The organism is Marinimicrobium agarilyticum DSM 16975 (genome assembly GCF_000423345.1).
GTDB lineage: Bacteria > Pseudomonadota > Gammaproteobacteria > Pseudomonadales > Cellvibrionaceae > Marinimicrobium > Marinimicrobium agarilyticum.
Genome location: NZ_AUHU01000006.1, coordinates 121,783 through 143,427, shown reverse-complemented (window position 1 = coordinate 143,427; position 21,645 = coordinate 121,783). Strand labels below are relative to the sequence as shown.

Genomic DNA, 21,645 nt, shown 5'->3' with positions numbered 1-21,645 from the left:
TATACCAGTTGCGAGCGGTTCCACTCTGGGGCGCGGTTTACATCAAATGGCGAAGTCGGGATACTGGGCCATACTGTCATTGTCTGTGAACCATCAACGAGACCGAATACCTGTGAGCCGAGAGCCGTCCTCCGAGCGGGAAGTGCTGTACCCCGATTACCCGCGCCTGAGCCGGATTTATGAGCAGTTGAGCGACGACGAGGATGCCCGCGTCTGCAAGGACATCCCCGATGGCGCCTGCCGGCATCAACCCCGCAACTTTTTTGCCTATCTGGTGGCCAACACCCTCAGCAAAATCGCTGATGAGCTTTCCAGTGCACGCCTGATCCTTCCCTGGTTGATCGGGGCGGCCGGGGCCTCTTCCGGTTTTGCCGGGTTCCTTGTGCCCATTCGGGAGGCCGGCGTGTTGGTGCCTCAGTTGGTGGTGGCGGCCTATATTCGACGCCTCGCCCGGCGCAAGGTGGTGTGGCTACTGGGCGCGTTGCTCTCGATGTTGTCGCTGGCCGGGATGGCCTCGGCGGCCGGGTTTCTGGAGGCATCGCAAGTGGGGTGGGCGATCGTGGGGTTATTGATCGTCTATAGTGTTGCCCGCGGCTTCTGTTCCGTGGCGGCCAAGGATGTGCTCGGCAAAACCGTCTCCAAAACCCGTCGTGGCACCCTGATGGGGTACAGTGCCAGTGCTGCTGGAGTGGCGACATTCGGCGTTGGGGTGTATGCGGAGTTCGCCACAGAGGGGGTCAACCTGACCTTTTTTCTTGCCGCCGCGGCCCTGTTATGGTTGTTTTCGCTGGTGGCGTTCACCCGTATTCAGGAGGAGCCGGGGGCGACCGAAGGCGGCGGCAACGCCTTGGCGGTGGCCTTGAAAAGCTTGGGGATTCTACTGACCGACCGGGCGTTTCGGCGCTTTGTGCTGGCCCGCGGGTTGTTGCTGAGTATTGCGTTGGTGCCGCCGTTTTTTGTCCTGTTGGCACAGGAGCGGGCCGGCAGCGGTGCCGCTGGCCTGGGGCTGATGATTATTGCCAGTGGTCTGGCCGCGAGCTTGAGCTCTCCGGTGTGGGGGCGGCTCAGCGATCGCTCCAGCCGCTGGGCCATGTTCTGGGCGTCTCTGGGGGCTGCTCTTTTGTGTGCCTTGACGGCGGCGCTGGCCTGGTGGGACGGCGCTCTGTTGGCATCGCCCTGGCTCCACGGGTTGCTCTTTTTTGGTATCAGCATCTGCCACGGTGGCGCCCGGTTGGCACGAAAGGTCTACCTGGTGGACATGGCCACTGGTGAGAATCGGGCTCAGTATGTGGCGGTCAGCAACACCGTCATCGGTTTGGCGATGCTGGTGCTCGGGGCCGTTGGGTTGCTGACCGTCTGGATCGGTGTGCCCGGCGTCATTGCGCTGCTCGGCGGCATGTCGCTGGTGGCGGCCGTGTATGGTTTGACATTGAAAGAGGTGAGCGGTTGACGCCCCTCTCCTGGAAATTCGAAGACATAATGTCTGTTAACGGTAAGGACCGATGAAGTATGGCGAAAAAAGAGGTCAATAAGCTGGGGCAACCCGGTGCGCACCTGACCGTGCGCAACGCCACGCTGGCGGATGTGCCGGCGATTGTGGCGTTGGCGGACCGGGTCTATACCCCGCTCAAGATGGAAGGCTACAACAGTGCGGCCATTGTGGGGCAGATCAACAACTTCCGTCAGGGGCAGATCGTGGTCATGGTGGGAGATGTGCTGGTCGGCTATTGCGCGACCTTCCGCATTTCCGGGGAGTTGGCGCTCAAACCCCACAGCTGGAACGAAATCACCGGCAACGGCTTTGCCTCGCGCCACGATATTCACGGTGATTGGCTTTACGGGATGGAAGTCTGTATCGACAACGCCTACCGCGGTTATCGAATCGGGCAGCGGCTCTACAACGAGCGCAAAAAGCTGTGCCAGTCACTGGGGCTCAAGGGCGTGGTGTTTGCCGGACGCATGCCGAACCTTGCCAAGAGGCTGAAGAAAGTCGGCTCGGTGGAAAACTACATCGACCAGGTGGTCCACAAACAGATCAAGGACCCGGTTCTGTCGTTCCAACTGCGCAACGGCTTCGAAGTCATTGGCATGATCCCCAATTACCTGGACGATGATGAGCAGTCCCTGAACTACGCCGCGCATCTGGTCTGGTACAACCCGAAGGTTCCCCAGGAAGACGAGAAGCCGGTCAAGAAATACGGCGTGCGCATGCCCGATGTGGTGCGCATTGCCACGGTGCAGTACATGCAGCGGCGGGTGACCTCCTTCGGTGAGTTTCTCAAATACATCGAGTACTTTGTCGATGTGGTCGCCGACTACAAGAGCGACTTTGTGGTCTTCCCGGAGCTGTTCACGCTGCAGCTGCTGTCAATTGAAGACCAGGAGCTGTCGCCGTTCGAATCCATTGAGGCGTTGACCAAGTACACGCCGCGGCTCAAAGAAGCCTTTCGGACCATGGCGCTCAGCTACAACGTCAACATTATTGCCGGCTCTCATCCCACCCGCGTGGAGAATGGCCGGATTGAAAATATTTCTTATATTTTTCTGCGCGATGGCCGCGTGTTTGAGCAACCCAAAATCCACCCCACGCCAAATGAACGCTACTGGTGGGATATTGAAGGCGGCAGCGATCTCACCGCCATCGATACCGACTGTGGGCCGATCGGGGTTCTGATCTGTTACGACTCGGAATTCCCGGAGTTGGGGCGTCACCTGGCCGATCAGGGTGTTCAGATCCTGTTTGTGCCCTTCTGTACGGATGAACGCCAGAGTTACCTGCGGGTGCGTTACTGCTGCCAGGCCCGTGCGGTGGAAAACCAGATGTACGTGGTCATGTCGGGTAACGTCGGTAACCTGCCCGGGGTTTCCAATATGGATATCCAATACGCGCAGAGTTGTATCCTGACGCCGTGCGACTTCCCCTTCGCCCGGGACGGCATCGCCGCCGACACCACGCCCAATGTGGAGACGGTGGCCTTTGCCGACTTGCGGCCGGAGTCACTGCTCATGGCGCGCAACAGTGGTACCGTGCAGAACCTGAAAGATCGTCGGCATGACTTGTACCGGATGCGCTGGCGGGGTAACACCAAGTCGTGATGAACGTTCCCGTCAGGGACCATCTCTAAAGACAACAAGGAGCTTTTATGCAACGTTTGCGTCTGTCCTTCGTGCGCACTGTGTTTGAAGCCGTGCACAGTGCGCGCTACCACGGAGGGACTTTGCTTAGAATGCTCCTCCCGGTGGTCGTCATTACGGCCGCCTCGAGCGCTTACTTCAATCGCGTTATCGCCGATGGTGAATATCAGTCGGGTGATGTGGGCATTTTGATAGTGGGCGTGCTGGCCTGGCTCTATGTGGCCACCTGTATGACGTTGGGCCTTTATCGTTTGTTTCTGTTTGACCGGGCGCAAGAGCCGGCGGAAGGTGCGGCGGCCAGCCCGGAGAATGTCTATGCGTGGACCAACACCCACTGGCGGCTTCTGGGGTGGGGCGTGCTTCTGGGCATTCTGACCCTGTTGACGTCAATCATTCCATTAGTGATTGCCCGCTACATTAGCGAGACGCTCGGTGCCACGGAAACATCCAGTACCGCACAACTGCTCAGTGCGGCGGCCATGCTGGTCGGGTATTACTTTTACGGGCGCTGGGTGTTGGCGCTCCCCATGATTCTGCTGCCGGACACCGGGCCCTCTCTGGGGCGATCGTGGGACTGGAGTGAAGGCAATAGCGTCCATATGCTCCTGTGTGTGGGTTTGCTGCCGACGTTTCAGGCCATCTGTTGGGCGTTTGTACCCGAGACGGCAGGGATCGGAGCCTCGCTCGTAGGGGCCGTGATCACTACTGTGGTGATGGCAGCGGAGGTCATCATGGTGTCGCGCTCGCTGGTTCGCCTTCAGGAAGCCGGCGTTACGGCCGAGGTACCCACCGCCCCCGAAGAGTGAGTCCGGTGGGGCGGGCTTGATGAAGGGGTAGCACTGTGGTCTACTTATCATATAATTCTTACTATTGATAAGTTGCTGTCATGTGTCATACCCCGTTTGCCCGATTCGCGCGCCTCTTGCTGGTGTCAGTATTATTCTTGGCATTGTTGGCCTGCCAATCGGCAGAGCCTCCTGTCTCGACAGCGGCCGCTGCCCGCCAGATCCCCATTATTGACGCCGCCTATGCCGGCAGCTCCGTCAACGTGGTGGCCGGTAGCCGCCAGACACTCTTCACCGACCAGGAGCACCAGTACGCCGGCTTCTATGATGCGGCTGGCCAACTGACTCTCGCCAAGCGCCGCCTGGGGGAAACCCAATGGCAGGTTCGCAGGACGGGCTACACCACGGCGGTGCAGGATGCCCACAACACGGTGAGCCTGGTGGTCGACGGCCAGGGTTATCTGCACGTGGCCTGGGGCCACCACAACACCCCTCTTCAATACGCCGTGAGCCAGACACCCGGAGCCCTCTCGCTGGGGGCACCGGTCTCCATGCTGGGTCGAACCGAGTCCAGCGTCACCTACCCCCAGTTCTATCGCACGGCGGACGGAGGTTTGCTGTTTCTTTACCGGGAAGGCGGTTCCGGGAACGGCCGTCTGGTGCTCAACCGCTTTGACCCGAATACCCGACAATGGCAACGGCTGCAGAGCAACCTGATTGACGGTGAGGGCGAACGTAGCGCTTATTGGGATATGACCATCGACTCAGCAGGGGGGCTGCACCTGGCCTGGGTTTGGCGCGAAACACCGGATGTGGCCAGTAATCACGACCTGCTCTATGCCTATTCTCCGGACGGCGGGCGCCGTTGGGAAAGATCCGACGGCACGGCTTACTCACTCCCGATCACCATGGCCTCAGCCGAAGTGGCCGTGGAAATTCCCCAAAGCCGTAACTTGATGAATCCACCGGTGATTGCGACCGACGCTCGACACCGCCCCTATATCAGCTCTTACTGGTCCGCCACCGAGGGCGAGCGACCACGATTTTCAGTGGTTTATCAGCGTGATGGAGGTTGGTTGACCAGGCCCGGGCCAATGGCGGGGCGCGATTTCGAGCTCAAAGGCTGGGGCACCAAACGGCCGCCCATCTCCCGGGCCGCCCTTTTGGTGGAAACGGGTGAAACCAACGTCGGTGCCCATCTGATCTACCGGGATGACAGTCTGGGTGGAAGAGTGGTTCTCGCGACGTTTGAAAACCTGGGAGACACGGTCGATAAGGAGGGACAAGCGGGGCGATGGTTACGGGGTTTTCTGACCGAGGATGGCGTGGGTGCCTGGGAGCCTTCGGTAGACCCGACGCAGTGGCATAACAATCGTGAGGCCCATCTGTTACTTCAGGATGTGGATCAAATTGACGGCAACGATCGGTCTGGCAGCGATGCGTCGGCCTCGCCGTTGAAGGTGCTCATCTGGGAGGCCCGCTAATAAACCAAGGCAAATGGGATCACGGATAGGGCGGGTGGCCGGTGGAGCGTCCAAGGGCTCCACCCGCACACAGCACCCGGTGGTCAGAGTGGAGGTTTACGCCCTACGACGGCGAAGATAATAGCGAGAATGATACCGACGACAAACAGCACCCAGGCAATATTGGTGGCGGCGCCAGCGATTCCGCTTAAACCCAGTACGCCGGCAACAATCGCGATAATCAGAAACAGGAATGCCCAACTAAACATATGCAGACTCCTTTGACGGTGGTTGTGCAGAATTCCCCTAGTCCCTAAATGGCTAGGTCTTCATACCTTTGGGTATCGATAAATCAGAAAGTTGCATGGAAAAGATAGAAAACGTGACAATATTCCCATTTCAATGTTTTTCAGTGCCACCCCCTGTTGAATTATGTCAATTCAGCCTAAGATCATGGGTGTGCTGCAGTGGCTTTTAAAGCCGAGCCTGTCTGGAACCGTCAATTGGTTTTAATGTTGAATATGGCGTCATCCAGTCGGTGCTGCGGACTTCACGGGGCAGCGATAAGTCCCCTTTTACGAATTGAAGGAGTCAACACGATGAATGAAGAAAACGTACTTTCCAAGCGTCTGCGTTCACTGGCCCTGGCATTTTTCATGGTCATCGGTGGCGGTGCATTCCTGACTGCCTGTGACCAAGGTCCGGCCGAAGAGGCGGGAGAAAATATCGACGAGGCCGCCGAGGAAGCCGGCGATGCCATGGACGATGCCGCTGACGAAGCGGAAGATGCGGTCGAGTAAAACCGACTCGTAGTGATCAGGCCGGGATCTCCCGGCCTGTTTCACAGGCTTTATGGTGAGTTCTTTTCCGAATAAAACTTTCCCTCTTTTATAGCTTTTTCCCTCTCTCCTACAAACCTACCGCACCAACATGACGCCGTACCGCCTGTTTTGCTTGGTTTTGGTGCATCGCTTTTGCGTTCGACGAGCATGCTGCCGAGGTAAGCATCGGTATTTGCGGTAACTTTTGCTCTTGGCGTTCATATTGCTCACTTGGCATTCATATTGCTGTAGTCACAGTACAGAGGATTCAATGGGACGGCCCATTGGAGCAACTCAACAGACAATCTGATTAAGGCGTTGCCGTTGATGGTGCAACGCTGAATAGGCCGCTAGGGTTCCGGCGCTGAAAGGCAGCGCGACTGGTCCGAGAGCAGCCGACCTTTTGCGGGAACCTTCTGCGAAAGGTTACACGGCGGGACAAAAGCCCGGGAGGTTCGAGATGGCGCTGGCGCCGTTGAATCCTCTTTCATCAAACCGTGTAACCTCAGGAGGTTCACCATGATAGCCAAGACCGCAACTTTTTTAGTCTCTCCGACCCACTGTTGTGGCAAGTTAAAAACCATGGGGTTTTTACTTGCCACTTTTTTTTGTGTCTTCGCTTTGCCCGCCAGCGCCCAGGAACGCGATAAGTTCAGCATCTGCTGGTCGATTTACGTAGGCTGGATGCCCTGGGGTTACGGTGCCAATGAAGGCATCGTGAAAAAGTGGGCCGACAAATACGATATCGAGATCGACGTTGTTCAGATCAACGATTACGTCGAGTCCATCAACCAGTACACCGCTGGCCAGTACGATGGCTGCTCCATGACCAATATGGATGCGTTGACCATCCCCGCCGCCGGGGGTGTCGACTCCACGGCCCTGATCGTGGGGGACTTCTCCAACGGCAATGACGGTGTTGTGCTCAAAGGCGAGTCTGACCTCAAGGCCATCAAAGGCCAGGACGTCAATCTCGTGGAGCTGAGCGTCTCCCACTACCTGCTCGCCCGTGCCCTGGAATCGGTGGACATGACCGAGCGCGACGTCAATGTCGTGAACACGTCTGATGCCGATCTGGTCTCCGCCTACACTTCCGATGATGTCACCTCCGTGGTGACCTGGAATCCCCTGCTCAGCGAAATCGTCAGCATGCCCGAGAGCAAGCTGGTCTTCGATTCCTCCCAGATTCCCGGCGAAATTATTGACCTGATGGTCGTGAAGACCGACGTGCTCAAGGCCAATCCGGATTTCGGAAAAGCCCTCGTAGGAGCCTGGTACGAAATCATGAGCACCATGAGCGGTGACAGTGCCTCCGCCAAAGCGGCCCGCAGGGCCATGGGCGAAGCCTCCGGCACCGATCTGGCCGGCTACGAATCGCAACTGGCCTCAACCCGCATGTTCTACACCCCCGCCGCCGCCGTGGAATTCACCCAGAGCGACGACCTGAAAACCACCATGCAGTACGTGGCCGAGTTTTCCTTCCAGCACGGCCTGCTCGGCGAAGGCGCGCCCGATGCCACCTTTATCGGCGTGGAGACCCCGTCCGGCGTGTATGGCAACACCGGCAACATCAAGCTGCGTTTTGACCCCACCTATATGGAAATGGCTGCCGACGGAGAATTGTAATCCGGCCCTGATCGATACACCGACACCGAGGCGATAATGAAACGACTGATCAACCAAGAGCCCAATCGCGTGGCCCGCTGGCTACTGGGACTACTGCCTTTCCTGTTGTTGCTCGCGCTCTATGTGGGCGCCAGCAATGCCCGTTTGGCGGAAAACCCCAATGACAAACTGTTGCCGTCATTCGACAGCTTTGGTAGCGCGATCGAGCGGCTTGCGTTCGAACCCAGTCGCCGCACCGGAGAGTACCTGTTCTGGCAGGATACGCTCAGCAGCTTGCAGCGCCTGGGTATCGGCGTGGCCCTCAGTGCGTCGTTTGCCCTGGCGTTCGGTGTCTTGACCGGTGCCATTCCCTACGTTCGTGCCAACCTGTCGCCGCTGATGACGGCGGTATCCCTGGTGCCGCCGATGGCGATACTCCCCATCCTGTTCATTGTGTTCGGATTGGGAGAGCTGGCCAAAGTGATGTTGATCATTATTGGCATTGCGCCGTTTCTGTGTCGCGACTTGCAGCAGCGCGTGATGGAAATTCCCGATGAACAGCTGATCAAGGCGCAGACACTTGGGGCCAGTAGTTGGCAGATTATTCAAAGAGTCATACTGCCGCAGATCTTGCCCCGCTTGATCACCAGTGTTCGTCTTTCACTCGGGTCAGCGTGGCTTTTTTTGATCGCCGCCGAAGCGATTGCTTCCACCGACGGGCTGGGGTATCGCATTTTTCTTGTTCGCCGCTATCTGTCGATGGATGTGATTCTGCCCTACGTGGTCTGGATTACCATCCTGGCGTTTTTCATTGACCTGTTGCTGAGGTTGCTGTCACGGCGATGCTTCCCGTGGTTTCACGCACAGACCGGCAATAATTGAGGTTCCATGAGCTATATAAAGATCGACAAACTGTGGAAACGCTACGGCGACACCGTGGTGTTGGAAGACCTCAATAAGACTGTTGAGCGGGGCGAGTTCATTACCATTGTCGGCGCGTCCGGTTGTGGCAAAACCACTTTTCTCAAAATGCTTCTGGGCACTGAAAGCCCCACTGGGGGTGCGATTCTTCTGGACGGAATTCCTCTGGTGGCCGAGCCGAGCGAGGAGCGCGGTATTGTCTTTCAACGCTATTCGGTGTTCCCGCATATGACGGCGCTGGAAAATGTCATGCTCTCCCTGGAGTTTGAACAAAGCCCGCTGTTGGCCCGACTGTTCGGTGGGGCGAGAAAAAAGGCCCGGCAAACCGCCAAAGACATGCTCGAGGCGGTGGGGCTGGAACAGGCGCTGCACAAATACCCCCACGAGCTTTCTGGCGGTATGCAGCAGCGCCTGGCCATCGCCCAGTCCTTGATCAAGCAGCCGCGAATACTGCTCCTGGACGAGCCCTTCGGCGCGCTCGACCCCGGCATCCGAAAAGACATGCACGAATTGGTGCTCAAACTGTGGCGCGAGCTTAACCTGACCGTCTTTATGATCACCCACGACATCCAGGAAGGTTTCTATCTGGGGACCCGCCTCTGGGTGTTCGACAAGGAACGGATCGACCCCCATGCGCCGGAAGCCTACGGCGCGAAGATTACCTACGACCTGCCCGTCGGGCAGACCGACGATGCGCTCTTGCAGCGTATCGACCAATCCCTGAACCAGACCGAACAGAAAAAGGAGACGCTACACCATGGCCAGTGAAGCGCTTTACGAAACCACCCTGCCGCCAGCCAGCCACTGGTCCCTTCGCCTTCGGCGCGGCACGGCATTGGAACTCACCGACCTGGAAGGCGGCGCCAACCTCGGGATGCTGTTCTACAATCCCGAAAACCTGTTGGAACGCTACAACGCGCCGGACACCCTCAAGTGCCAGCACACCTTCAAACTGACCAAGGGCCACTGCCTCTACTCCGACATGGGGCGCATCTTCGCGTCCGTGGTGGAGGACACTCTCGGTTGGCACGAAACCCTGTGTGGCACCAGCAATGCACAACAGGTGGCCGAGCGTTGGGGTAAGCGGGACTACCAGAACGATCGGAACCAATGGCACCAGGACGGCATGAGCAGCTTTCTGGTGGAACTGGAAAAATACGGCCTGGGCCCCAAAGACATGGCCGCCAACCTCAATTGGTTCAGCAAAGTCGCCCCCGATGCCGACGGTAACCTGAGCCTCGCGGAGAACCACTCGACCGCCGGCAGCAAAGTCGTGCTGCGTTTGGAAATGGACACCCTGGTGGTGATGCACTCCTGCCCCCACCCCATGAGCCAGTCGGTCGACTACCCCAGAAAACCGGTGGGCATTCGAATCCTGAAAGCCGACCCGGTCGGTGACGACGACTACTGCATGAACTTCCGCCCGGAAAACCGGCGCGGTTTCGAAAACAACCGCTTGTACCACCTGGGCGCTTAAGGAGGCGAAATGATTAAAGAGAGTCAACTCCAACCGGAAAACGCCCACTTTCGCGAAACCGTGGGCGCGGGAGACTATTTTCTAAAAATCGTCAAAGCCGGACAGACCTTTCGCATACTGGACCTGGAAGGCAACCAGGCCGCCGACACCCTGTTCTACAGCGCTGAAGACCCCACCGAACGCTACAGCGCCATGGACACCATTCGCGAACAGGGCAACGCCTACCTTACCGCCGGCACCCGACTGCGCTCCAACTACAACCGCATCATGCTCGACATCGTTGCCGACACCTGCGGCCGCCACGACACCCTGGGCGGCGCCTGCGCCACCGAAAGCAACACCGTGCGCTACGACCTCGACAAACGCCACATGCACGCCTGCCGCGACAGCTGGATGCTCGCCATCGCTGAACACGAAGAACTGGGCCTGAGCAAACGGGACATCACCCACAACATCAACTTCTTCATGAACGTCCCCATCACCCCGGACGGCGGCCTCACCTTCGAAGACGGCATCTCCGCTCCCGGGAAGTACGTCGAAATGAAGGCACAGATGGACACCATCGTATTGATCTCCAACTGCCCGCAGTTGAATAACCCCTGCAACGGGTACAACCCGACGCCGATTGAAATATTGGTGTGGGATTGAGGTTGGTTTCTGGTGGAACATGCGTACCGCTGCGCTCAGCTCCGCCCTACGGAACTACGCTGAATGTTGGCACTGAGGTCCAGGGGGGAAACACCTTTTCAAAACCGTGGAGCGGGGGACCCGCGATTCGAGCCCCCAGGGATGGGTTCACGGCGTGTTTTGAAAAGGTGTTTCCTCCCTGGACCGGACGTCACTAGAGCTTCTACCAAAAAAGCCCCACCGGGACGACCCGGAAAGGCAACGAACCACGCGGGACGACCCGCACCGACATCGAGAGCCTGAGCGATGTTCACAAAAGTCCTGATTGCCAACCGCGGCGCCATCGCCGTGCGCATCATCCGCACCCTCAAAAAACTCGGCATCACCTCCGTCGCCGTCTACGCCGACGCCGATGCCGACTCACTGCACGTCACCCTCGCCGACCAAGCCCATAGCCTCGGCGAAGGCGCCGCCACCGACACCTACCTCAACCAACAAAAACTGTTCGACCTCATCGCACAACACCACATCGACGCCGTCCACCCCGGCTACGGCTTTTTGAGCGAAAACCCCGACTTCGTCAACGCCTGCGAACAACGCGGCGTCGCCTTCGTCGGACCCACCCCCGAGCAGATGAACGCCTTTGGTTTGAAACACACCGCCCGCGCCCTGGCCGAAGCCAATCAGGTGCCGTTGCTTCCGGGCACCGACCTGCTGGAAAACGTCGACGCCGCCGTCGCGGCCGCCGGCGACATCGGCTATCCGGTCATCCTGAAGAGCACGGCCGGTGGTGGCGGCATCGGTATGCAAACCTGTTACTCCGAGGCCGAGCTTCACAAAGCCTTTGACAGTGTCAAACGGCTCAGCGCCAACAACTTCTCCAACGACGGGTTGTTTGTCGAAAAATACATCGAGCGGGCCCGCCATATCGAAGTTCAGGTTTTTGGCGACGGTCAGGGTACTGCGGTGGCATTGGGGGAGCGGGACTGCTCCTCCCAGCGCCGCAACCAGAAAGTCGTGGAAGAGTGTCCCGCGCCCAATATGCCCGAGTCCGTCCGGTCCGAGCTGCATCGCACCGCCGTGCGGTTGGCCGAAGCCGTCCACTATCGCAACGCCGGCACTGTGGAATTTATTTACGATGCCGGTGAGAATCGCTTTTATTTCCTGGAAGTGAATACACGGCTTCAGGTTGAGCACGGCGTTACCGAACAAGTGTATGGCGTGGACCTGGTCGAGTGGATGCTCAAACAGGCCGCCGGTGAACTGGGCGACCTGAAAAGCGCGTTCGCACAACTGACCCCGTCCGGTCACGCGGTTCAGGCCCGAATCTACGCCGAGGATGCCAACAAAAATTTTCAGCCCAGTGCGGGTCTGCTGAGTGCGGTGGTGTTTCCCGATAGCGATGGCCGGGAGCGGCGTATTGATACCTGGGTGGAAGCGGGCCTGACGGTTTCCCCCTACTTTGACCCGATGTTGGCCAAAGTGATCGTTTGGCAACAGACGCGCGAGCGTGCCATTGAAGCGCTGGATGCGGCGCTGGCCGACACCGTGATTGAAGGCATTGAAGTCAATGCGGACTATGTCCGGCGCATTCTGGAAACCCCTGAATTCCATGCCGGCGAGATCCACACCCGCTTTCTGAATACCTTGGCCTACACGCCGACCACCATTGATGTGTTATCGGCCGGCACCATGACCACCGTGCAGGATTACCCGGGCCGGGTTGGCTACTGGGATATCGGCGTGCCCCCCTCAGGTCCGTTTGACGACTACGCGCTGCGTTTGGGCAACCGGATTCTGGGTAACCCCGAAGGCGCCGCCGGGCTGGAGTTGACCCTGAACGGACCCACCCTCAAATTCAATATCGACACCGACTTCGTCCTGGCCGGCGCACTGCTGGAGGCCAGCCTGGAGGGCGACGCCGTGCCGTTTTGGCGGCGTGTTCGGGCGAGTGCCGGTCAGGTGTTGAAGCTTGGGAAAACCACGGGCAGTGGCGCCCGCGCCTATCTGCTGGTGGCCGGTGGTCTTCAGTGTTCGGATTACCTCGGTTCCAAATCCACTTTCACGCTCGGGCAGTTTGGTGGCTTCGCCGGTCGGGCCTTGCGTACGGGGGATGTGCTCCATTTGGGAGCTCGCCCGGTGACGACTCAACCCCTTGAGGCGCCGGAGGCCCTGCGCCCCGGGCTTGATGGTAATTGGCAGCTGCGTGTGATTTACGGGCCTCACGGTGCACCGGATTTTTTCACCGAGCAGGATATGCACACCTTTTTTGAACACCGTTGGGAAGTGCACTACAACTCCAGCCGCACCGGCATTCGGTTGATCGGTCCGAAACCCGAGTGGGCCCGCCGTGATGGCGGCGAAGCCGGACTGCACCCCTCGAACATTCACGACAATGCCTACGCCATCGGCACCGTGGATTTCACCGGTGACATGCCGGTGATCCTCGGACCGGACGGCCCTTCGTTGGGGGGCTTTGTCTGCCCGGTCACCGTCATCGCGGCGGATCTGTGGAAGCTCGGGCAACTCAAAGCCGGCGACCGGGTGCAGTTCACGCCGGTCACTCTGGCGGATGCGAACGCGCTTGAGCGTCGGCAACTGCAAGCGCTGGAAACGCTGGTGGACATTCCGGAGCCGGAGATTGAGCCCGACCGAATCGAGGAACTGATTCATGCGACACCCGTACTGAAAACGCTGTCCGGTGAGGATACCGGGGTACCGGTCGTCTACCGGCCCTCGGGGGACAAATACCTGCTGGTGGAGTACGGCCCGCTTCAGTTGGACATCCGCCTGCGCTTTCGCGCCCACGCTCTGATGTTGTACCTGCAGGAGCAGGGCATCGACGGCATACTGGAAATGACCCCGGGCATCCGTTCGTTGCAACTGCACTACGACAGTCAGATCATTGGAACCGATCAACTGCTGGCACGGCTGGAAGCCGCCGAACTGAAATTGCAGAATATCGACGAACTGGAAGTGCCCTCACGCATCGTGCATCTGCCCCTGAGCTGGGATGATCCCGCCTGCCGAAAGGCGGCGGAAAAGTATATGCAGTCGGTGCGTAAAGACGCCCCCTGGTGCCCGGACAATATTGAGTTCATCCGCCGCATCAACGGCCTGGACTCCATCGACGCGGTGAAAAAAATTCTGTTCGAAGCCAGCTACGTGGTGATGGGCCTGGGGGATGTGTACCTGGGCGCTCCCGTGGCGACACCCCTGGACCCGCGCCACCGCTTGGTCACCACCAAGTACAACCCGGCCCGAACCTGGACCGCGGAAAACTCCGTGGGGATCGGGGGCTCTTACTTGTGTGTTTACGGTATGGAAGGGCCGGGCGGTTATCAGTTTGTCGGCCGCACCCTGCAGATGTGGAATCGCTATCGGAAAACCCGGGAGTTCACCCAGCCCTGGCTGCTGCGCTTTTTCGATCAGATTCGCTTCTACGAGGTGAGTCACGATGAGTTGCAAACCATCCGCCGGGATTTCCCCAAGGGTCAGTATCCGCTGAAAATCGAGGAGACGACGTTCAAACTCTCGGATTACGAGGCGTTCATTGAGAAGCATCAGTCGGAGATTGATACGTTTGTTGATCACCGAAACAAAGCCTTTGATGAGGAGCTTCAGCGTTGGATCGATAACGGACAGATGAACTTTGATAGCTCGGGGCAGGAAGCCGCCGCTGAGCAGGTGGATGCCTTACCTGAGGGTGCCACGGCGGTGGAGAGTCAGGTGGCGGGGAATATCTGGCAGTTTGTGGTGAAGCCCGGTGATCGGGTGAAGGCGGGGGAGACCGTCTGTATTCTGGAGTCGATGAAGATGGAGATTGAGGTCGCGGCACCGGAGGATGGTGTGGTGGATTCTCTTTCCCGGGACGAAGGACAGTCGGTGAATGCAGGAGATCGGCTTTTGGTACTTAAGTAGAGGGTTTTCTTGGAGCTTCGCATGGGAGAGCGGAGGGAGGGCATACCCTGGTGAGACACGCCGTGAACCCATGACGTGAAGGGATTCACTAATGCCGCGATGGCATGGATGCCAAGGAGCGGCCCCTGGGGGCTCGAATCGCGAGTCCCGCGCTCCACGGTCTCCCAAGGGTATATTCAGCCTCCGCAGTGTCAGCGTAGCGTTCCGGGAGATAGCACCTTAAGTCTTTAAGTGTGTAGGGCAGGTAAGGCGTTAGCCGCCACCTTCCAATAATCGCGATAAAAAGGGAAAGCGTGTGATGATGGCAGGTGGCGGCTAACGCCTTACCATGCCCTACGCGGTTATCAAGCCTCGCGCAGGTGAACTGTGCCAACGAGGGCGGGAGCGGGTGTACCGGTTCTAGACTCTCTGAGGCATGGATGCCGATGAGAAGCCCCCATGGATGGGTTTACGGCGGGTCTAGAAGCGGTACACCCGCTCCCGCCCGGACGAGATGCCACAGTGGACCAAAAACCGAATAGCCTCCATGGTACAATGACGGTTTTGCAATGATCGAAACCCAGGCGCCATGGCCAAAAAGAAACCCGAAGTCAAATTGCGCAGCTGGGGCCTCTATACCCCGCTCGACCCAAAATCCAAAGACCTCCCCAAACTCATCAAAATGACGCGGGACATCCCCTGCGAGCTTGATATCGAATTTGGCTACATCGTCAACATCAAAAAAGCCAAAAACAAAAAGCTCCAATACTGCATCTACCACCCCGACATCCCCGACGAAGACGGCAACCCACTGCCCCCCTTTGACGGAGAAGTCTATATCAAGCAAAACGACTGGGATTTCTTTATCGGCGACACCATCTGGAAACCCGTCGAGAACAAACAGGGCCCCTGGCGCATCACCCTGGCCATTGAAGGCCAGTTGATCGCCGATGAAACCCTGAACCTGATAGCGCCGAACGATTAGTGAGCGCTGATGAAGAGTCGAGCGGAGCGCCTTAAAGCGCCTCCCGCAGCCGTCGGATGATCTGCACGCGATTGATAAACTCCTGCATGATCAGCGTGTAGAGCTCATCGCCGATAAACTCGTCCTCCACACCTTCATCAATACTGGGGTTATCGTTCACCTCGATCACCACCACTCGTTTGCCACTCTGCTTCAGGTCTACGCCATAGAGCCCCTTGCCAATCAGGCCGGCGGCCTTGATGGCGGTGTCGATCACTTTGCGGGGCACCTCATAAGTCGGCATGGTCTGATAGCCGCCCGAGGGGTCGGCGGTGTTGTTGTGATCGTAAATCTGCCAGTGGCCGCCGGCCATAAAATACTTGCAGGCATACAGCGGCTTGCCGTTGAGTACACCGACACGCCAGTCGTAATCCGTATACATAAACTCCTGGGCGAGCAGCAGCGCTGATTTTTTCAGAAGGTCCGTGACCGCATGATCCAGAGCCTTGCGGTCCTCCACCTTGAACATGCCCCGGGAGAAAGATCCATCCGGGATCTTGACGATCATGGGGAAGCCCAGCTCTTCCGCCACTTTATCCAGAGCCGCCTTGCCGTTGGTGGAGATCAGGCGGGTATTGGGTGTGTCGATTTTTCGCGCCGCGAACAGGTCCGCCAGATACACCTTGTTGGTACAGCGGATGATCGATTGCGGGTCGTCCATCACCGCCAGCCCTTCGGCCTCAGCCCGACAGGCGAACTGGAAGGTATGGTGGTCGATGTTCGTGGTTTCCCGAATAAACAGCATGTCGTATTCGGGCAGCTTTCGAATGTCCTTGCGGCCAATAAAGTCGACGTTGATGCCCAGCCGGTTGCCGGCTTTGACGAATTTCTTCAGGGCCTTGTCATCGCTGGGCGGCAGTTTTTCGTCCGGATTGACCAGAATCGCCATTTCGTAACGGCTGATTTTCTGGGTCTTCGCCTTGCGCCAGAGCTGGGCACTGAAGCGGTCCAGGGCGTTGGCAAAAGCTTCCTGCTCGGCGTCGTTGAGCGTATGCACCGGCGCCACTTTCAGACTGCTGATGCGCCAGCTGCCCTCCCAACTGAGTTCCGCTCGCAAAATCGGGCAGGGTTGCTGTTCGAACAGCTCCCTGGCCAATTTCTTCAGCTCCGGCACACTGCTTTCGCCGAAGAATATCCAGAAAGGGTAGGTTTTTTCCTCCCGGCTGGCGAGCTTGTTCAGGAATTTTTCCGACTGGCTTTGCAGATGCTCGGAAATCACCGAAAAGCTGTTCCGGTCGCGCAGGTCGTTCAGGGTTTTCACCGAGGGGATCACGGAGTGCCCCCGCGCTTCGGCCAGCAACGAGCAGTAATACCCCTTGCTCAAATAGCTGAACTTCCGGCACAGGTTGATGACCCGCGTCCGGTTGGTTTTGGCCGGGGGGAGCTGCAAGTAGTCGTCAAAAGTGATGACCTGCTCGCTGGGGAAGTAGGGCGCCCAGTCTTGGGCGGACTCCACCACAATAAAAAGTCGAGACATTCAGGGTTTCCGTCAGATGCTTCGGTTAATCGGTTTCCACGGGGGTGTCGGGGTGGTTGCCCCATTCAGCCCAGGACCCGTGGTAACCCTTGATATCAAACCCCAGGCTTTTGCCTACCAGGTAGGTAAAGCCGGAGCGGTGATGACTCTGGCAATGCGTCACTATGCGCTTGTCTTTGGTTAACCCTCGCTCGGCAAGAAACGCCTCGGCATCGGGGCGGATTCGCAATCCGTTCTGGTGGTCCATCAGTTGGGTCCACTCGACGTTCACGGCGCCGGGAATGTGTCCGCCTTTCTGGGCCAGCACTTTTTCGCCCCGGTACTCCGAGGGGCCGCGGGCGTCCCAGACCACGAAGTTCGGATCCTCAAGGGCGTCCAGAATATCCGGAATTTCCACCACGACGCTCGGGTCCAGGCTGACCCTGGCTTCGGTTGGCGTTACCTGCGGGATCTCGCGACTCAGCGGCCGCGCTTCGTTTTTCCAGGCCTGAAGCCCGCCATTCAGGTAAGAATAGTGTTTGTGCCCGATGGCATCCAGGGTCCAGATGAAGCGCCCGGCCCAGCCGCCGCCTTCATCATCATAGACCACGAAATGAGTCTCGGGCGTGGCTCCCAGAAAGGAGAACAGCCGATTCAATTGCTCCACGGTACCGATGCGGCCTGGGGCGGGTGGAATATTGCTCAACAGCATCTGGGGTGGGATGTGCAAGGCGCCCTGAATGTGTCCCATCTGATAGCTTTGTTCGCTACACAGGTCGACGATTCGAAGGTTTTCCGGTGGCTGTTCCTGCAGGTCAGCCAGCTCGGCCGGTTCGAGTATGAGTGGCAGATCGGCCATAGTGTGTGTCCTTCCTGATACTGCGGTGATTGCATGACCCACTAGCATAGCGCCAATGGGGTTGGACTCAAGTGGAATTGCCGCCCATTGCTAGCGAGGCGAGTGCAGACTGTCGAGAATCTGTTCGCAACTGTTCATTCTCTGGCGGCTGATGTCGCCGGATTCAAGGGCTTTCTGCAAGGCACAGCCCGGCTCGCCCTTATGGGCGCAGTCACGGAATTTACAGTGACCCAGGTGGGGGCGAAACTCGACAAAGTTCTCCAGCACCTGCTCGGAGCTCATATGCCAGAGCCCGAACTCCCGCACCCCGGGGGAGTCGATCAGCTGCCCGCCGCCGGGGAAATGAAAGAGCTCGGCGTTGGTGGTAGTGTGGCTGCCGGTCTGGCGCTCGGACAACTCGCCGACTCTCAGGCCCGCCTCGGGCAGGAGCCAGTTGGTAAGTGAAGACTTACCTACACCGGACTGGCCGACGAAGACACAGGTGAAATCCTTGAGGTAATCCGCGAGCTCGCTCATGCCCTCGCCGGTGCTGGCGGAAACCCGCTGGACGTAGTAGCCCAGGCCGCGATAGAGCTGCTCCATCTGTTCCAGTTTGTCGCGGATTCGGTCATCCACCGCATCGCACTTGTTGATGATCAGCGCGGGGGTGATATCACTGGCTTCGGCCGCCACCAGATAGCGGTCGATCAGGCTGTAGTGGGGCTCTGGGTAGGGCGCGACCACAATCAGGGCGCGGTCGACATTGGCGGCGACAGTTTTCAGGTCGCCATAGGGGTCCGGGCGGCACAGTTCTGAGCGGCGCGGCATCACCGCTTCTACTACTCCATAAGGAGAGCCGTCGCGCCAGACTACCCGGTCCCCGGTGACCAGTGAGCCCAGGTTGCTGCGAAAATGGCAGCGTTTGCGCTCATGTGCCGGTGCCAACGATTCCACGAGCACCAGTGTGCCGAAGTGAGTCACCACTAACCCTTCTTGCTCCGGGCCGAGGTTGGTCTCATCCAGTTCGGCGCTCGGCTCTTGCCGGCGCTGGGCGCGCTCGCTGCGTTCCTGCTGAATTTTCTGGATGCGCCAGGCCTGGCGGCGGGTCAGTTTGCGCTTACTCATGAAGTGGTGGTTTTTCTCCCGTGGTCGCCGGTTGTTCCCATTGGGACGGCGGGTTAATCTTGTGCCCCTGTCTCAGGCGCTTATTGTGCCTGATCCTTTCGGAAAAAGTCTGTAGGGAATCGAATTTATGTCCAATGAAACCAACCTGGTCTGGATTGATCTGGAAATGACCGGCCTCGACCCGGATCGGGATGTGATCATCGAAATTGCCACCATCGTGACCGATGCCAACCTCAATATTCTGGCCGAAGGCCCGGTTCATGCCATCCATCAGCCCAATGAGGTGATGCAGAGCATGGACGAGTGGAATACCCGCCAGCATGGTCAATCCGGTCTGACTCAGCGGGTGCGCGAGAGCGAAGTGACGCTTGAGAAAGCCGAGGCGGAGACCATCGCCTTTCTGGAAAAGCTGGTACCGCCGGGTAAGTCACCCATGTGTGGCAACTCCATCTGCCAGGACCGCCGCTTCCTGGTGCGCGGTATGCCCAAGCTGGAGCGGTTTTTCCATTACCGGAATCTGGATGTGTCGACCGTGAAAGAGCTGGCCCGTCGCTGGCGGCCGGATGTGCTGGAGGGGGTGAAGAAGAGCGGGGCGCACTTGGCCCTGGATGATATCAAGGACTCGATCAACGAGCTGAAGCATTACCGGGAGCACTTTTTCAAGATGGAGTGATTTGGGGGAGTGGCGGTGGCGGATGCGCTCCGCTTATCCGCCCTACATCTCGGCATGTAGGGCGGATAAGCCGGAAGGCGCATCCGCCAATTAATGGCCCGGCTTGCGTAGGGCGGAGCCACGCGCAGCGTTGCTGCCGACATCCGCCATCACCGGATTCGATCCTTACACGTTATACGTGGAAGAAGCGGTATCCCCGCCGCGGCCGGTCCAGTTGGTGTGGAAGTGCTCACCCCGGGGCTTGTCCACCCGCTCGTAGGTGTGGGCACCGAAGTAGTCCCGCTGGGCCTGGAGCAGGTTCGCCGGCAGGCGGGCACAGCGGTAGCCGTCGAAGTAGTTCAGGGCCGAGGTAATGGTCGGTGTCGGGATGCCGCTGCTGATGGCAGTGGCCGCAATCCGGCGCCAGCCGTCCTGAGCCGCTTCGATCTTGCCTTTGAAGTAGTCATCCAGCAGCAGGTTCTTCAAGTCGCCGTTCTTGTCGAACGCCTGCTTGATGTTGTCCAGGAAGCCGGAGCGGATGATACAGCCGCCGCGCCACATCAGAGCGATGCCACCGTAGTTCAGGTGCCAGCCGAATTCCCGGGCCGCTTCGCGCATCAGTGCGTAGCCCTGGGCGTAGGAAATCATCTTGGCGGCCAGCAGCGCTTGGCGCAGGTCATCGACGAAGGCTTTCTTGTCGCCTTCGAACTTCACTTTCGGGCCGCTGAGAACTTGAGAGGCTTCTACCCGCTCGTCTTTCTGGGCCGACAGGCAACGGGCGAAGACCGCCTCGCCGATCAGGGTCAGCGGAATGCCCATATCCAGGGCGATAATGCCGGTCCATTTGCCGGTGCCTTTCTGGCCGGCCTTGTCCAGAATCTTCTCGACCAGGGGCTCGCCGTCTTCTTTGTAGGCCAGGATGTCGCGGGTGATTTCCACCAGGTAGCTGTTCAGTTCACCCTCGTTCCACTCGGCGAAGACTTCGTGCATCTCATCGTGGCTCATGCCCAGCAGGTCTTTCATCAACTGGTAGGCTTCACAGATCAGCTGCATGTCGCCATATTCGATGCCGTTGTGCACCATTTTGACGAAGTGACCGGCGCCTTGCTCGCCCACCCAGTCACAGCAGGGGCTGCCATCGTCCACCTTCGCGGAAATGTCCTGAAAAATGGGTTTGACGTGTTCCCAGGCTGCGGGGGAGCCGCCGGGCATGATGGACGGCCCGGTCAGCGCGCCCTCTTCGCCGCCGGAGACGCCGGTGCCGATAAACAGCAGGCCCTTGCTCTCCAGGTATTCGGTGCGCCGGTTGGTGTCCGGGTAGTGGGTGTTGCCGCCATCGATGATGATGTCGCCCTTGTCCAGGTGCGGGATCAACTGCTCAATGAAATCATCCACCGCCTGTCCGGCCTTGACCATCAACATGATTTTGCGGGGCTTGGCCAGAGACTCCACCAGCTCCTCGACGGAATGAGCACCGCGAATGGATTTGCCGTCGGCACGACCGTTGATGAACTTTTCCACCTTCTCGGTGGAGCGGTTGTAGGCGGTCACGGTGTAGCCTTTGCTGGCCATGTTCAGAATCAGGTTTTCGCCCATCACGGCGAGGCCTACCAGGCCGATATCGGATTTCTCTTTCATAGAGTCTGCTACCTGTCTCTCGGGTTGATGTGGGTGTGATGTCCTTTGTCGGCGACCGCTTTTGGCGGCGCACTTTATCGTTGGGAACGTGTCCAGAACCGTCAGTCTCTGCCCGTCCGTAAACCGGAAAGGGAGAAAAGGTTCTCAAAAGGGTGCGTATTATTCACGTTTGTGACAC

18 protein-coding genes and 1 riboswitch are annotated in these 21,645 nt (G+C 58.6%); of the genes, 13 read left to right on the top strand and 5 right to left on the bottom strand.

Features of this window, described 5'->3' with window-relative positions:
• The first annotated feature begins 112 nt into the window (after positions 1–112).
• From G547_RS0107835 to G547_RS20600, 4 genes are all read left to right on the top strand, one after another.
• Positions 113–1,450: an MFS transporter gene (locus tag G547_RS0107835; RefSeq protein ID WP_211224526.1), complete on the top strand. Its 1,338-nt coding sequence runs from the start codon at positions 113–115 to the stop codon at positions 1,448–1,450.
• 59 nt (positions 1,451–1,509) lie between these two features.
• Entirely contained in the window at positions 1,510–3,096 is a 1,587-nt protein-coding gene (locus tag G547_RS0107830) for a carbon-nitrogen hydrolase family protein (protein WP_051235044.1), read from the top strand.
• Positions 3,097–3,143: 47 nt separating this feature from the next.
• The gene (locus tag G547_RS0107825; protein WP_027329377.1) at positions 3,144–3,941 is read left to right on the top strand and encodes a hypothetical protein; all 798 of its coding nucleotides are present in this window, start codon (positions 3,144–3,146) and stop codon (positions 3,939–3,941) included.
• Positions 3,942–4,021: 80 nt separating this feature from the next.
• Positions 4,022–5,404 carry a BNR repeat-containing protein gene (locus G547_RS20600; RefSeq protein ID WP_051235042.1) on the top strand — a complete coding sequence of 461 codons (1,383 nt, stop codon included), beginning with the start codon at positions 4,022–4,024 and terminating at the stop codon, positions 5,402–5,404.
• Between the two features lie 83 nt (positions 5,405–5,487).
• On the opposite strand, the gene G547_RS23015 is transcribed toward G547_RS20600, so the two are convergent.
• Positions 5,488–5,652: a DUF1328 domain-containing protein gene (locus G547_RS23015; RefSeq protein WP_027329376.1), complete on the bottom strand. Its 165-nt coding sequence runs from the start codon at positions 5,650–5,652 to the stop codon at positions 5,488–5,490.
• A gap of 330 nt (positions 5,653–5,982) precedes the next feature.
• Between G547_RS23015 and G547_RS20595 the strand changes: the two genes are divergently transcribed.
• The 8 genes from G547_RS20595 (at position 5,983) to G547_RS0107775 (ending at position 15,719) form a co-directional block, all read left to right on the top strand.
• Positions 5,983–6,183 (top strand): hypothetical protein, encoded by a 201-nt coding sequence (locus tag G547_RS20595; RefSeq protein ID WP_036187657.1) that lies wholly within the window; start codon positions 5,983–5,985, stop codon positions 6,181–6,183.
• Between the two features lie 360 nt (positions 6,184–6,543).
• Positions 6,544–6,659, top strand: a riboswitch (guanidine-I (ykkC/yxkD leader).
• Positions 6,660–6,786: 127 nt separating this feature from the next.
• A complete protein-coding gene (locus tag G547_RS0107805) occupies positions 6,787–7,830 on the top strand; it encodes a putative urea ABC transporter substrate-binding protein (RefSeq protein WP_027329375.1) in 1,044 nt (347 codons plus the stop codon).
• Between the two features lie 36 nt (positions 7,831–7,866).
• On the top strand, positions 7,867–8,691 hold the full coding sequence (locus G547_RS0107800; RefSeq protein ID WP_027329374.1) for an ABC transporter permease: 825 nt from the start codon (positions 7,867–7,869) through the stop codon (positions 8,689–8,691).
• A gap of 6 nt (positions 8,692–8,697) precedes the next feature.
• A complete protein-coding gene (locus tag G547_RS0107795) occupies positions 8,698–9,498 on the top strand; it encodes an ABC transporter ATP-binding protein (protein WP_027329373.1) in 801 nt (266 codons plus the stop codon).
• Positions 9,488–10,207, top strand: coding sequence for an urea amidolyase associated protein UAAP1 (locus G547_RS0107790; protein ID WP_027329372.1), 720 nt, complete (start codon positions 9,488–9,490; stop codon positions 10,205–10,207). The genes G547_RS0107795 and G547_RS0107790 overlap by 11 nt, the downstream gene beginning before the upstream one ends.
• A 9-nt stretch (positions 10,208–10,216) precedes the next feature.
• The gene (locus tag G547_RS0107785; protein WP_027329371.1) at positions 10,217–10,855 is read left to right on the top strand and encodes an urea amidolyase associated protein UAAP2; all 639 of its coding nucleotides are present in this window, start codon (positions 10,217–10,219) and stop codon (positions 10,853–10,855) included.
• Between the two features lie 285 nt (positions 10,856–11,140).
• Positions 11,141–14,755 (top strand): urea carboxylase, encoded by a 3,615-nt coding sequence (gene uca / locus G547_RS0107780; protein ID WP_027329370.1) that lies wholly within the window; start codon positions 11,141–11,143, stop codon positions 14,753–14,755.
• A 568-nt stretch (positions 14,756–15,323) separates the two neighbouring features.
• Positions 15,324–15,719, top strand: coding sequence for a DUF3859 domain-containing protein (locus G547_RS0107775; RefSeq protein WP_027329369.1), 396 nt, complete (start codon positions 15,324–15,326; stop codon positions 15,717–15,719).
• Between the two features lie 31 nt (positions 15,720–15,750).
• Here the strand turns inward: G547_RS0107775 and G547_RS0107770 are convergent, their stop codons facing one another.
• The 3 genes from G547_RS0107770 to rsgA all read right to left on the bottom strand — a co-directional run bounded on the left by G547_RS0107770 (position 15,751) and on the right by rsgA (position 19,177).
• Positions 15,751–17,235 (bottom strand): RimK family protein, encoded by a 1,485-nt coding sequence (locus G547_RS0107770; RefSeq protein ID WP_027329368.1) that lies wholly within the window; start codon positions 17,233–17,235, stop codon positions 15,751–15,753.
• Between the two features lie 25 nt (positions 17,236–17,260).
• Positions 17,261–18,073, bottom strand: coding sequence for a sulfurtransferase (locus G547_RS0107765; protein ID WP_027329367.1), 813 nt, complete (start codon positions 18,071–18,073; stop codon positions 17,261–17,263).
• 90 nt (positions 18,074–18,163) lie between these two features.
• Positions 18,164–19,177, bottom strand: coding sequence for a small ribosomal subunit biogenesis GTPase RsgA (gene rsgA, locus G547_RS0107760; protein WP_027329366.1), 1,014 nt, complete (start codon positions 19,175–19,177; stop codon positions 18,164–18,166).
• 127 nt (positions 19,178–19,304) lie between these two features.
• Between rsgA and orn the strand changes: the two genes are divergently transcribed.
• Positions 19,305–19,850, top strand: a complete 546-nt coding sequence (gene orn / locus G547_RS0107755; protein WP_027329365.1) for an oligoribonuclease — start codon at positions 19,305–19,307, stop codon at positions 19,848–19,850.
• 165 nt (positions 19,851–20,015) lie between these two features.
• On the opposite strand, the gene gnd is transcribed toward orn, so the two are convergent.
• The gene (gnd, locus tag G547_RS0107750; protein WP_027329364.1) at positions 20,016–21,467 is read right to left on the bottom strand and encodes a decarboxylating NADP(+)-dependent phosphogluconate dehydrogenase; all 1,452 of its coding nucleotides are present in this window, start codon (positions 21,465–21,467) and stop codon (positions 20,016–20,018) included.
• Positions 21,468–21,645 lie beyond the last annotated feature (178 nt).